Origin of the sequence: Streptomyces sp. NPDC088252 (assembly GCF_044740965.1) — a bacterium.
Classification (GTDB): Bacteria; Actinomycetota; Actinomycetes; order Streptomycetales; family Streptomycetaceae; genus Streptomyces.
Window position 1 is genome coordinate 16,383 of record NZ_JBIURS010000049.1, and the last position, 12,387, is coordinate 28,769.

9 protein-coding genes and 2 tRNA genes are annotated in these 12,387 nt (G+C 72.1%); 7 read left to right on the forward strand and 4 right to left on the reverse strand.

Annotated features, from left to right (window positions below; translation table 11 throughout):
• From ACIOHC_RS42740 to ACIOHC_RS42760, 5 genes are all read left to right on the forward strand, one after another.
• The gene (locus ACIOHC_RS42740) at nucleotides 1-1,035 is read left to right on the forward strand and encodes an acyl-CoA dehydrogenase family protein (RefSeq protein WP_365688594.1); all 1,035 of its coding nucleotides are present in this window, start codon (nucleotides 1-3) and stop codon (nucleotides 1,033-1,035) included.
• Nucleotides 1,032-1,427 carry a MaoC family dehydratase gene (locus ACIOHC_RS42745; RefSeq protein ID WP_351076186.1) on the forward strand — a complete coding sequence of 132 codons (396 nt, stop codon included), beginning with the start codon at nucleotides 1,032-1,034 and terminating at the stop codon, nucleotides 1,425-1,427. The genes ACIOHC_RS42740 and ACIOHC_RS42745 overlap by 4 nt, the downstream gene beginning before the upstream one ends.
• Nucleotides 1,424-2,590, forward strand: a complete 1,167-nt coding sequence (locus tag ACIOHC_RS42750) for a lipid-transfer protein (protein WP_351076184.1) — start codon at nucleotides 1,424-1,426, stop codon at nucleotides 2,588-2,590. The genes ACIOHC_RS42745 and ACIOHC_RS42750 overlap by 4 nt, the downstream gene beginning before the upstream one ends.
• A 206-nt stretch (nucleotides 2,591-2,796) precedes the next feature.
• On the forward strand, nucleotides 2,797-3,402 hold the full coding sequence (locus tag ACIOHC_RS42755; RefSeq protein ID WP_351076182.1) for a SigE family RNA polymerase sigma factor: 606 nt from the start codon (nucleotides 2,797-2,799) through the stop codon (nucleotides 3,400-3,402).
• A gap of 147 nt (nucleotides 3,403-3,549) precedes the next feature.
• On the forward strand, nucleotides 3,550-5,199 hold the full coding sequence (locus ACIOHC_RS42760; RefSeq protein WP_351076180.1) for a long-chain fatty acid--CoA ligase: 1,650 nt from the start codon (nucleotides 3,550-3,552) through the stop codon (nucleotides 5,197-5,199).
• Nucleotides 5,200-5,278: 79 nt separating this feature from the next.
• On the opposite strand, the gene ACIOHC_RS42765 is transcribed toward ACIOHC_RS42760, so the two are convergent.
• A complete protein-coding gene (locus tag ACIOHC_RS42765; protein ID WP_401846826.1) occupies nucleotides 5,279-9,376 on the reverse strand; it encodes a PAS domain-containing protein in 4,098 nt (1,365 codons plus the stop codon).
• A 214-nt stretch (nucleotides 9,377-9,590) separates the two neighbouring features.
• Complete coding sequence (locus tag ACIOHC_RS42770) at nucleotides 9,591-10,049, reverse strand: SSI family serine proteinase inhibitor (RefSeq protein WP_351076174.1); 459 nt, start codon at nucleotides 10,047-10,049, stop codon at nucleotides 9,591-9,593.
• A 235-nt stretch (nucleotides 10,050-10,284) separates the two neighbouring features.
• On the opposite strand from ACIOHC_RS42770, the gene ACIOHC_RS42775 reads away from it, so the two are divergent.
• Nucleotides 10,285-10,375, forward strand: a tRNA-Ser gene (locus ACIOHC_RS42775).
• Nucleotides 10,376-10,624: 249 nt separating this feature from the next.
• Nucleotides 10,625-10,697: transfer RNA gene (locus ACIOHC_RS42780), tRNA-Arg, on the forward strand.
• A 104-nt stretch (nucleotides 10,698-10,801) separates the two neighbouring features.
• On the opposite strand, the gene ACIOHC_RS42785 is transcribed toward ACIOHC_RS42780, so the two are convergent.
• A complete protein-coding gene (locus ACIOHC_RS42785; RefSeq protein WP_401846828.1) occupies nucleotides 10,802-12,055 on the reverse strand; it encodes a tyrosine-type recombinase/integrase in 1,254 nt (417 codons plus the stop codon).
• A complete protein-coding gene (locus ACIOHC_RS42790) occupies nucleotides 12,055-12,252 on the reverse strand; it encodes a helix-turn-helix domain-containing protein (protein WP_383054147.1) in 198 nt (65 codons plus the stop codon). The genes ACIOHC_RS42785 and ACIOHC_RS42790 overlap by 1 nt, the downstream gene beginning before the upstream one ends.
• Nucleotides 12,253-12,387: the final 135 nt, after the last annotated feature.

Consider the following 12,387-nt stretch of genomic DNA (forward strand, 5'->3'; position numbering starts at 1 on the left):
ATGGACTTCGCGCCCACCGAGGAGCAGACGGCGGCGCAGGGGCTGGCGGCACGGATCTTCGGGGATCTGTCGACGCACGAGCGCCTGGTCCGGGCAGGCACGGGGACGGACGCCGAGCTGTGGAAGGAGCTCTGCGCGGCCGGACTGACCGCCGCCGTCGAGGAGATCGGGCTCCTGGGCCTGGTACTCCTGCTGGAGGAACAGGGCCGGACGACGGCGCAGGTGCCGTTCGCGGTGAGCTGTGTCCACGGGCTGCTCGCCGTCGCCGGGCACGGCACGGACGAGCAGCGGGAGCGGCTGCTGCCTCCGCTGCGGGACGGCACGGCCGTCGCCACCGGGGCGCTCCCGGCGCATGGCGGGCTCCGGACGGACGGCGCGGGGCGGCTGAGCGGCAGCGTGCCGTACGTGCCGTGGCTGCGGGACGCGGACCTCGTCCTCGTCGCGGACGCGGACCGGGCGCTGTGGATCGTACGGACCGACTCACCGGGGGTGGCGACCGAACCGGTGGAGACCACGGCTCCGTGGTCGGCGGCGCGGCTCGTGCTGGACCGGGCGTCCGGGGAGCGGCTCGGCGGCGCCGGGGCGTACGAGGCGGTGCTGGCGGCGGGCCGGACCGCGTTCGCCGGGCTGCAGGCCGGGGTGTGCGCCGGATCGCTGGCCCGCGCCGTCGCCCACACGAACACCCGCGAGCAGTTCGGGCGCCCGCTCTCCACCAAGCAGGCGGTGCTGCTGCGCGCCGCCGACGCGCATATGGACACCGAGGCGATCCGGGTCACCGCGTACGAGGCCGCCTGGCGCCATGACGCGGGACTGCCGTACGGGCAGCAGGCGCTGACCGCGGCCTGGTGGGCGTCGGAGGCGGGGAAGCGGGTGGTGCACGCCGGACAGCATCTGCACGGCGGAACGGGCGCGGACCTCGACCACCCCGTGCACCGCCACTTCCTCTGGGGCCGTCAGCTCGACGCCCATCTGGGATGCGGCAGCGAAGTGCTTCAGGAACTCGGCCGGGCGTTGGTGAAGGAGGGATCGGAGTGAAGGTCGGTGAGGAGCTGGCGCCGCTGGAGATCGCGGTGACCCGCACCCTGATCGTGGCGGGCGCCATCGCCTCCCGCGACTACCAGGACGTGCACCATGACGCGGAGCTCGCCCGGGAGAAGGGGTCCCCGGACATCTTCATGAACATCCTGACGACCAACGGCCTGGTCGGCAGGTACGTGACCGACCGTCTCGGCCCGTCGGCCGTGCTCCGCAGGGTCGCCATCAGGCTGGGCGCGCCCAACTATCCCGGGGACACGATGGTCCTGAGCGGAACGGTCACCGCCCTCGGGGACGACGGGACGGCCGAGGTGGAGGTCGTCGGGACCAACGGTCTCGGCAGGCATGTCACCGGCACCGTGACCGTCGGCGTTCCGGAGGGGGCGGCATGAGCCTGCGCAGGGCCGACTCGCTCGGCGGCAGGGCGGCGGTCGTGGGGATCGGGGCGACCGAGTTCTCCAAGGACTCCGGGCGCAGCGAACTCGAACTGGCCGTCGAGGCGGTACGGGCCGCTCTGGACGACGCGGGGCTGACTCCGTCCGATGTCGACGGCCTGGTCACGTTCACCATGGACACCAGCCCCGAGATCACCGTCGCCCAGGCGGCCGGCATCGGTGAGCTGACGTTCTTCTCCCGCGTCCACTACGGAGGCGGCGCGGCCTGCGCCACCGTCCAGCAGGCGGCACTGGCCGTGGCGACCGGGGTGGCCGACGTCGTGGTCTGCTACCGGGCGTTCAACGAGCGCTCCGGGCGCAGGTTCGGCTCCGGGGTGCAGCGGCGGGAGCCCACGGCGGAGGGCGCGGCGCTCGGCTGGAACCTCCCCTTCGGGTTGCTCACGCCGGCCTCCTGGGTCGCCATGGCCGCCCAGCGCTATCTGCACACCCATGGGCTGACGCCGGACGCCTTCGGCCACGTCGCGGTCACCGGCCGCCGCCATGCCGCCCGTAACCCCGCGGCGTATTTCCACGGGAAGCCGATCACCCTGGCCGACCACGCCGCGTCGCGGTGGATCGTCGAACCCCTGCGGCTGCTCGACTGCTGTCAGGAGACCGACGGTGGGCAGGCGATCGTCGTCACCGGTGCGGAGCGGGCCCGGGATCTGCCGCAGCCGCCCGCCGTGATCGTGGCCGCCGCCCAGGGAGCCGGGCGGGCGCAGGAGCAGATGACCAGCTTCTACCGGGACGATCTGACCGGGCTGCCGGAGATGGGGGTGGTCGCCCGGCAGCTCTGGCGGAACTCCGGCCTCTCCCCCGCCGACATCGATGTGGGCATCCTCTACGACCACTTCACGCCGTTCGTCCTGATGCAGCTGGAGGAGTTCGGCTTCTGCGCGCCGGGGGAGGCCGCCGACTTCGTCGCGTCCGGCGCGCTGCCCCTGAACACGCACGGCGGCCAGCTGGGGGAGGCGTATCTGCACGGGATGAACGGCATCGCGGAGGGGGTCCGGCAGATCCGGGGCACGTCGGTGAACCAGCTGTCCGGGGCGGCCAGAACGCTGGTCACGGCAGGCACCGGCGTACCCACCTCGGGTCTGATACTGGGCGTGGACGACTGAGCGCGGGCGGCCGGCTGCGCGGTCGCCGCCCGAGCGCGGGCGGCGGCGCCGGCCCGACGGGGCCCCGGGGTGCGACCCTGAGCCCTGACGACGAGGACTCCACCTACAGGAGGTGGAGCAGGCCCCACCCCTACACCCTGAGGCGGACGCCGTTTCGGGACCTGGGGCCGATCCACGGGGCGGCACCCGCTTCTAGCGTGGAAGCCATGACCACGCCAGTCTGCACGGGCACCTCCGGGGGAGCTGCCGCCATCGGACACGTCCAGCACGGCTCGTACGCCGCACACAGCCCGTACGCCTCGCTGGCCCAGCACGCCCGGTATCCGTCGTTCTCCTCGTACGTACGGGCACGGGGGCCCGTGCTGCTGCGTGCCGCCCGCTCGCTCACCGCGAACCCCAGCGATGCCGAGGACCTGCTGCAGACCGCGCTCACCAAGACGTACGTCGCCTGGGAACGGATCGAGGACCACCGCGCGCTCGACGGCTATGTCCGCCGGGCGCTGCTGAACACCCGGACCTCGCAGTGGCGCAAGCGCAAGGTCGACGAGTTCGCCTGCGACGAGCTGCCCGAGCAGGAGGCCGCGCCGGCACCCGACCCGGCCGAGCACCAGACGTTGCACGACGCGATGTGGCGGGCCGTGCTGAAGCTCCCGGACCGGCAGCGGGCGATGGTGGTCCTGCGGTACTACGAGGATCTCAGCGAGGCCCAGACGGCCGAGGTGCTCGGGGTGTCCGTCGGCACCGTGAAGAGCGCGGTGTCGCGGGCGCTCGGCAAGCTCAGGGAGGATCCGGAGCTGGCTCCGGTGCGGTGATCCCGGGCCGACGGCGGGGCGCCCGCGCGGGACCGGCCCCGGCGAACGACACCGATTCGTACCCCGAGACCTAGTGACATACCACCCGGTATGTGCGCAGAATCAGCGGAACCCCTACTGCCGCGTAGCGCCCACCGGGAGGACGCCGTGCTGAGCACCATGCAGGACGTACCGCTGACTGTCACCCGCATCCTCGAACACGGGATGACCATCCACGGGAAGTCGCAGGTCACGACCTGGACAGGCGAGCCCGAGCCGCAGCGGCGCAGCTTCGCCGAGATCGGCCGGCGCGCAGCGCAGCTCGCGCACGCGCTGCGCGACGAACTCGGTGTCGACGGCGACCAGCGCATAAGCACCCTCATGTGGAACAACGCCGAGCACGTCGAGGCGTATCTCGCGATCCCCTCGATGGGCGCGGTGCTCCACACGCTCAACCTCAGGCTCCCCGCCGAGCAGCTGATCTGGATCGTCCAGCACGCCGACGACAAGGCCGTCATCGTCAACGGCTCCCTGCTGCCGCTGCTCGCGCCCGTCCTTCCCCATCTGACGTCGATCGAGCACGTGATCGTCACCGGGCCGGGCGACCGCTCCGTCCTGGACGGCGCGGCGGCGCGGGTGCACGAGTACGAGGAGCTGCTCGCCGGCCGCCCGACCAGCTACGACTGGCCCGAGCTGGACGAACGCCGGGCCGCCGCCATGTGCTACACCTCCGGCACCACCGGTGACCCCAAGGGCGTCGTCTACTCCCACCGCTCCGTCTACCTGCACTCCATGCAGGTCAACATGTCCGAGTCGATGGGCCTGACCGACAAGGACACCACGCTGGTGGTCGTCCCCCAGTTCCATGTGAACGCCTGGGGGCTGCCGCACGCGACGTTCATGTCCGGCGTCAACATGCTCATGCCCGACCGGTTCCTGCAGCCCGCCCCGCTCGCCGACATGATCGAGCGCGAGAGGCCGACGCACGCCGCCGCCGTCCCCACCATCTGGCAGGGGCTGCTCGCCGAGGTCACCGCCAACCCGCGCGACCTCACGTCCATGGCCCGCGTCACGATCGGCGGCGCCGCCTGTCCGCCCTCCCTCATGGAGGCGTACGACAAGCTCGGTGTCCGCCTCTGCCACGCCTGGGGCATGACGGAGACCTCTCCGCTCGGCACCATGGCCAACCCGCCCGCCGGGCTCACCGAGGAGCGGGAGTGGCCCTACCGCGTCACCCAGGGCCGCTTCCCGGCCGGTGTCGAGGCGCGCCTGGTCGGCCCCGGCGGCGAGCATCTGCCGTGGGACAACGAGTCGGCCGGTGAGCTGGAGGTACGCGGTCCCTGGATCGCCGGGGCCTACTACGGGGGAGCGGACGGCGAGGCCCTGCGCCCCGAGGACAAGTTCAGCGAGGACGGCTGGCTGAAGACCGGCGACGTGGGTGTGATCAGCGAGGACGGCTTCCTCACCCTCACCGACCGGGCCAAGGACGTGATCAAGTCCGGCGGCGAATGGATCTCCAGCGTCGAGCTGGAGAACGCCCTCATGGCGCACCCGGACGTGGCCGAGGCGGCGGTCGTCGCCGTCCCGGACGAGAAGTGGGGCGAGCGCCCGCTCGCCACCGTCGTGCTCAAGGACGGCGCCGCCGCGGACTACGAGGCGCTGAAGGGCTTCCTCGCCGAGTCGGGCATCGCGAAGTGGCAGCTGCCGGAGCGCTGGACGATCATTCCGGCGGTGCCGAAGACGAGCGTCGGCAAGTTCGACAAGAAGGTGATCCGCAAGCAGTACGCGGAGGGCGAGCTGGACGTCACCCGGCTCTGACCCACCCCGGCCGGGACGCGACGAGGGCGGTACGGGACTTCCCCGTACCGCCCTCGTCGTACTTCCGGCCGTCCGCCGGTCAGTTCGTGCCGATCTTCGCGAGCAGATCGACGATGCGCGACTGCACCTCGTCGCTCGTGGAGCGCTCGGCCAGGAAGAGGACGGACTCGCCCGAGCTGAGCTTCGGCAGCTCCGCCCCGGTCATGTCGGCGGAGGTGTAGACGACCAGCGGCGTCCGGTTCAACTGCCCGTTGGCGCGCAGCCAGTCGACGATCCCGGCCCGGCGGCGGCGCACCTGCATCAGGTCCATCACCACCAGATTGGGCCGCATCCGGGTGGCGAGCGTCACCGCCTCGTTGTCGGTGCCCGCCCTGGCCACCTGCATGCCGCGGCGTTCCAGAGTCTCCGTCAGCGCCAGCGCGATCTCCTCGTGCTCCTCGATCAACAGCACCCGGGGCGGATGCTGTTCGCTGTCGCGCGGGGCGAGCGCCTTGAGGAGCACGGCCGGGTCGGCACCGTACGCGGCCTCCCGCGACGCCTGCCCCAGACCGGCCGTCACCAGCACCGGGACCTCGGCCGCCACCGCCGCCTGACGCAGCGACTGCAGCGCCTTGCGGGTGATGGGACCGGTGAGCGGGTCGACGAAGAGCGCCGCGGGGAACGCCGCTATCTGCGCGTCGACCTCCTCGCGCGAGTGCACGATCACCGGCCGGTAGCCCCGGTCGCTCAGCGCCTGCTGGGTGGAGACGTCGGGAGCGGGCCAGACGAGCAGTCGCCGCGGGTTGTCCAGCGGCTCCGGGGGCAGCTCGTCGTCGACCGGCTGCGGCGAGGGACGGTTGGCGACCTCGACCGCGCCGCCCGGACCGTCCAGCGGCTCCGGCCCCTCGGCGCCCTCGTCGGGTGCCCCTATGGCGTACGAGCGCCCTTCGGCCTCCGGAGCGGAGAGCAGCTGCCCCGGCGCCGGGGCGGAGCCGGCCGGTGCGCCCGGCGCGGGGCCCGACGCGGGCGGGACGGGCTGGGACGGCGCGGGCTGCGGCAGTGCCGCCTGCGGGGCGCGCTCGCTCTCCGGCGGGGCGGCGAGCTTGCGGCGCCGCCCGGCGCCGCCGCCGAGCGTCTGGTTCTGCTGGTGGGCGACGTGCTGCGCGAACGGCACACCCTGCCCGAGCGTCTGGACGCTGAACGCGCGACCCTGCGTCGAGTCCGACGAACCCTCGGGCATCGGCACCTCGGCGGGCAGCGGCTGCCTGCGCGCGTCCGGTCCGGGCTCGTCGTTCCGCGGGCGGCTCTCCGCTGCGCCGGTGTCTCCGGCGGAGTCGGAGGTGCCCGTGACGGCGGTGGTGCCGGTGGTGTGGGTGGTCCGGCCGGCCGCGGCCCGGTCCGGTCCGTCGCCGTCCCGGCCGCCGGGCAGATCGGCGCCCTGCTCACCGGGGTGCCCGCCGGGCCGTTCGTCGGCCTGTACGGGCTGCTGCGGCTGCTGTGCGCGCGGTACGGCCTGCTGCTCCACGGGCGGCCCGACGGCCTGTCCGGGCTGCTGGGACCCGTCGGCATGACGCGCCCGGCGCCGCCCGGTCGGTACGGGGTGCGCCTGGGGCGGTGTGTGGTCGTCGTCCGGCGCGATGCCCGCGGCGTCGTGGCGTCCGGGCAGCGAGGCGTCCGCGTCGGCGGCCGTCGACGGGGTCCGGTCGGCCTCCGCGGGCGGGAGGGCGAACGCGGTACGGGGCCCGGCCTGCTCGGCCTGGGCGGACCGCTCCTGCGTGGCCGCCAGCGCCCGCCGCGCCCGCCTTCCGCCCGACTGCGGCACCGGAGCCGGGCCGTCACCGGCCGGCGCGAGGCCCTCGGGAGCGGGTGTCGAAGCGGACGGGGAAACGGGAGCGGACGGGGAAACGGGAGCGGACGAGGAACCGGAAGTCGGCAGGGCCAGCTGGTTCTCGCCGCCCTGACGCGCCCGGTGCCCACCCGCCGGCACCGGCGACGGCGCCTCGGCCGGCACACCCTGGGGCGGTACGGCCTGCCCGCGCTGCGGACGGCCACCACCTCCCTGCGCGCCCTCCGCCGCGGTCACCACCGCACCCTCGGACGGCACCGAGGCCGAAGGGAGCGCCAACGCCTGTCCCGGCCCCTGCTGCTCGACGGCGCCCTGCCCCGACCGCTGCCCCTGCCCCTGTTCGGGCGACTGGGACAGCTGAGCCGGAAGGGCGTGCCGGTCACCGGTCTCGGCCGGACTCGGCCGCCCCCGCCTGCGCCCCGACCCCTCGCTCTGCTGGGCGGGAATGATGTCGTTCGGGCTCTGCGCCCCCGGTGTCTCCTGCGAATCCTGTGCCGAGGGTTCACGACGCGCCCGTCGCCGCCCCGTCGGCTCGGCCGCCCCGGTGTCGCCTTCCCCGGAGGTCCCGGCCGCCGCTCCGGAACCACCCACGGGGCTCTCCAGGAACGCGTCCGTGGACGCCCGCCGCGCGCGTCGCCGGCCCCCGCCGGGCGCGCCCTGACCGGCCATCGGTTCCGGCTCGGGTGCGGGCTCCGGCTCGGGCACGGGTGGCACCACCGTGCCCGAACCCGCACCCAACGGCACTTCGAGGACGTACGCGCTGCCGCTCATCCCCGGCACCTCGTGCGTCTGGAGCACACCGCCGTGCGCCCGGACGATCCCGCGCACGATCGGCTCGTGCACCGGGTCTCCCCCGGCGAACGGACCACGCACCTCGATCCGTACGACCTCACCGCGCTGCGCCGCCGCGACGACGACCGTCGAGTCGACGTAGCCACCGCCCGGTACCAGGCGGGCCTTGCCGGTCGAGTCGACGCCGGCGACATCCGCGACCAGATGGGCGAGCGCGGTCACCAACCGGGGCGCGTCCACCTCGGCCTCGATCGGTGGCGCGTGCACCGCGAACTGGGCACGTCCGGGCCCGATCAGCTCGACGGCCGCGTCGATTCCGGCCGTCACGACCGAGTCGAGCAGCACGTTCGTCTTGACCAGCTCCTCCGCACCGGCGTCCAGGCGCTGGTAGCCGAGCACATTGTCGACGAGCGTGGTCATCCGGGCGTAGCCCGCGGCCAGGTGGTGCAGGATCTGGTTGGCCTCCGGCCACAGCTGGCCGGCCGGGTCGGCGGCGAGCGTGGAGAGTTCGCCGCGCAGCTCCTCCAGCGGCCCGCGCAGCGACTCGCCGAGCACGGCGGTGAGCTGGGTGTGCCGGGCCGTCAGCGCCGCCAGCCGTTCGGCCTGCTCCTCCAGTTCGGCCGAGTACCGCTCGGCCCGGTCGGCCAGCTCCGTGCCGTGCCGTTCCGTCAGCCCGGCGATCTCGTCGGCGTGGCTCGCGGTCAGCCCGGCGACCTCGGCCCCGTGCTGCTCGCGAAGCTCCTCGTAGGGCCTGCGGTCGGTGAACGTCATGACCGCGCCGACCAGCTGGTCCCCGTCCCGGACCGGCGCGGTGGTCAGGTCGACGGGTACCTGCGCACCGCTCTTGGACCACAGGACCTGACCGCGCACCCGGTGCTTGCGGCCGGACCGGAGGGTGTCGGCGAGCGGCGACTCCTCGTACGGGAACGGCTCGCCCTCCGCCCGCGAGTGCAGGATCAGCGGATGCAGCTCCTGGCCGCCCAGGTCGCTGGCGCGGAAGCCGAGGATCTGCGCGGCGGCGGGGTTGACCAGGACGACCCGGCCGTCCGTGTCCGTACCGACGACGCCCTCGGCCGCGGCCCGCAGGATCATCTCGGTCTGCCGCTGCGAACGGGCCAGTTCGGCCTCCGTGTCGACGGTGCCCGACAGGTCCCGCACGACGAGCATCAGCAGCTCGTCCCCCGTGTAGCTGCCGCCGTAGCCGCTCTGGAAGTCGTTGTACGCGGCCTGACCGTCCTCCAGGCTGGCGCTCGTGACCTCGACCGGGTACTCGTTGCCGTCGGTCCGCCGCGCGGTCATCCGCGTCGGCTTCGTACGGCCGCGGTCGTCGGCGGAATCGGGCCTGCGCATCGACCCGGGGATCAGCTTGGAGTCGAACTCCGGGAGCAGGTCGAGGAGCCCGCGTCCGACGAGCGCCGTGCCCGGCGTCTCGAACATCTCCAGGGCGATGGTGTTGGCGTTGACGACCGTGCCGTTGCAGTTGACGAGCAGCAGCCCGTCGGGGAGTGCATCGAGTATGGCTGCGAGGCGAGCAGTGCCTCGGGATGGCCTGCTGCTCACGACGACGCTTCCTCCCTGGTTACCGCACCTTGCCGACAGCGGGCCCCATCTTGCCCCTCGGGCCGCGGGCTGTCACGGAAGGAGTCTAAAGGCAGGGAAGGGACGTGGGACGGCGGATGCGGGGGAGCTCTCACCAAGGTTCTGTGCATACGGTGTACGACTCCAGCTCGTCACGTGCCGTTCGGGATCACCGGGGAGGGGATGCGGCCCCCGCTCATCGGACGTTGGGGAGCACCGGCCGCAGACCGTTCCAGCGACCGATCGCACAGCCGTCGGTCCGGTCGAAGACCGTGTCGATGTCCCTCCCCTGCCAGCTCCCGGTGATCCGGGCGGTCGCGGGCCCACCGGACTGCAGGGTGCACATCGCGTCCCCGGGGACCGGGGCGAACGGGTCCGCGCCCTCGGCCGCCAGCTCGTCCAGCCGGTCGCAGGCCTGCCGCGCCGCCGGGTGGCTGCCGCCCGCGGGCCCGCACTGCAGCTCGAAGACCCCCTCGGACGCGGGGTCCCCCGTGTTCGAGACCGTCACCGTCAGCCGGGTGCGGCCGTCGTCCCCGTGCAGCAGCGGCAGCGGAAGAGGCAGCGGAAGAGGGGTGGCGGCCGCGGTCGCGGCCGGCGCGGCGGCGGACAGCGCGGCAAGGGACACGACGGCGGTGAGGGCGAGGCGGCGCAGCATGCGGGCTCCTGTGATCGTGCACTTCGACGGGAGGGGCGGGACAGCCGGTGGAACGAAGGAACGGCGGAGGACGGCGCCTCCGTCATCACTAACGCTCCGCACGCCACGGCGTTGCGCAACCGCGGGTGCTTTGCCCTCGCGCCCGACTGCCTAGTACCGTAGGTCGCGATTGGTGGCACGACACTCAACTGTGTCATCATCTGCACGCACCACTCGCGCTCGCGCGGGGTGTGCTGGAGGCGTCGCCTAGTCCGGTCTATGGCGCCGCACTGCTAATGCGGTTTGGGTCTTAAAGCCCATCGAGGGTTCAAATCCCTCCGCCTCCGCTTTTCCACCGAAGCCCCGTGCCACCGGCACGGGGCTTCGGCCGTATCCGGACCCGATCGGTCCGGATGTGGCCCCGGGATGACGTGCGGCCCGTTCGGGCGCTCGGTCCGGCCATCGCCCGCGATGGGCTCTGACACATCGTTTTCGCAGGTCAGAGGTGGTGTGGCTAAAGGATTTCGCACTACGGCGCAGGTCATGTAATGTTGTTCCCGCAACGCCGACCAGGCAGAAAAGCCCGGAACGCACAAGCACTCGTAGCTTAACGGATAGAGCATCTGACTACGGATCAGAAGGTTGCAGGTTCGAATCCTGCCGAGTGCACACAGCTCAAAGGCCCCCTGGATATCGTCCAGGGGGCCTTTGACATCAACGGGTGACATCAACACCTACGTCGGCCGGGCCGACGACGTGATCAAAGCATCCGACTACAAGATCTCGTCGATGGAATCGTCGCCCAATGCGTCGTCCATCCGATCCGCAGCCGCGCGCAGCGTCGTGCCCATCACGTGCGCGTAGGTATCCAGCGTCATCGTGATGGTGCTGTGGCCGAGCGTCTCCATGATCGTGCGCGCGTCGACCCCTTGGGCCAGCAGTAGCGAAGCGCAGGTGTGCCGCAGGTCGTGCACGCGCACCCGCCGCACTTTGGCGTCCCGGCACAGGATCGTGAGCATCCGGTTCAGGCTGCGCGGGTCCGTGACGCGGCCCGTCACCGTCGTGAAGATCAGGCCAGTCGGGTGCTCGGGCACCGGCTGCCACTTCTTGCCGGCCACCTTGCGCTCCAGCTCCTGCCGCTCGCGGTGCTCTGTGAGCGCCCGTACGCAACCCTGGGGCAGCGCCACTGTGCGCACAGACCTCGCGGTCTTCGGGGTGCCAAAGATCAGCTCACGTCGGATGCGCTGTACGTTCCGCCGGACGCGGAGCTGACCGCCGGAAAGGTCGATGTCCGACCAGGTGAGTTCGAGTGCCTCGCCGCGTCGCAGCCCGGTGGAAATGAGCAGCAGCCACAGCGCGTGCAGGCGGTGAGCCTTGGCGGTCCTGAGCAGCAGGTGCACTTCCCCAGTGTCCAGCGGGCGCACTTCCTTGGGGTCGACCGAAGGGGTCTCCACGATTCGCGCGACGTTCCGGGCGATCAGTTCTTCGCGCATCGCCTGCTGTAGCGCGGATCGGAGAACCGCGTGGATGTACTGGACTGTGCGGGCCGACGGTCGACGCTTGCAGCAGCGGCCGACCGCGCAGCAGTTGCGCTTGCCCTCGGGCCTTTCCTTGTCGGCCCCCCGGAGGCAGCAGAGGCAAGAGACTTTGAACTCGGTCAGGAACCGCCGGACATCCGCCGGCGACAGCCGGTTGAGCCTCTTCTTGCCGAGCGCCGGGCGAATGTAGAGGCGTGACAGCCCTTCATAGCTGTTCAGCGTCGCGGGCTTAAGCCGTTCCGGCGCGACTGCGGCCAGCCAATAGGTGAGGTAGTCCCCGAACGCCATCGTGGAAGAGGCGGCCGGGATGCCCTGCCGTGTCTTCTCCTGCAACTCAGTGAGCTTCCCGCCCACCTCCTCTCGGGTCTTGCCGTAGACGAACTTCCGCGTCCGTGTTCCGTCCGGGCGGTAGACGTACGCAGCCGCGTGATACCTGCCGTCCTTGCGCTTTGTGATCGTTCCTTCGCCGTTGGCGCGACGCTTGGCCATCAGGCGGCCTCCTCAACTTGGTGACGCATGTAGCTGTTCAGGGCATCGACGGGGACACGGCGGGCGCGTCCCGCAGTGAAGCTTTCGAGCTGCTTGGACCGGAAGAGGTCGTAGACCTTGCTCCGGCTGAGCCGCAGGGCGTGCATGACTTCGGGGACCGTCAATGCCTCGGGGATGTTCGACAGGGGAGCGCTCATTGGGTCACTGCCTCCTGGGCAGGGCGAAAGAGGGGCCCGGGGCCCCTTCCTGTCAGGTCCGCTACCTCCGCTACCTCCGCTACCGCCCTGGTCAGGGGCGTGATCGAGGTAGCGGATAGGGGTAGCGGTAGCGGA

What these genes read in the sequence shown, in the direction of transcription:
- ACIOHC_RS42750 (WP_351076184.1), top strand. Translation starts at nt 1,424, where the DNA reads ATGAGCCTGCGCAGGGCCGACTCGCTCGGCGGCAGGGCGGCGGTCGTG.
- ACIOHC_RS42755 (WP_351076182.1), top strand. Translation starts at nt 2,797, where the DNA reads ATGACCACGCCAGTCTGCACGGGCACCTCCGGGGGAGCTGCCGCCATC.
- ACIOHC_RS42785 (WP_401846828.1), bottom strand. Translation starts at nt 12,055, where the DNA reads ATGGCCAAGCGTCGCGCCAACGGCGAAGGAACGATCACAAAGCGCAAG.
- ACIOHC_RS42740 (WP_365688594.1), top strand. Translation starts at nt 1, where the DNA reads ATGGACTTCGCGCCCACCGAGGAGCAGACGGCGGCGCAGGGGCTGGCG.
- ACIOHC_RS42770 (WP_351076174.1), bottom strand. Translation starts at nt 10,049, where the DNA reads ATGCTGCGCCGCCTCGCCCTCACCGCCGTCGTGTCCCTTGCCGCGCTG.
- ACIOHC_RS42790 (WP_383054147.1), bottom strand. Translation starts at nt 12,252, where the DNA reads ATGAGCGCTCCCCTGTCGAACATCCCCGAGGCATTGACGGTCCCCGAA.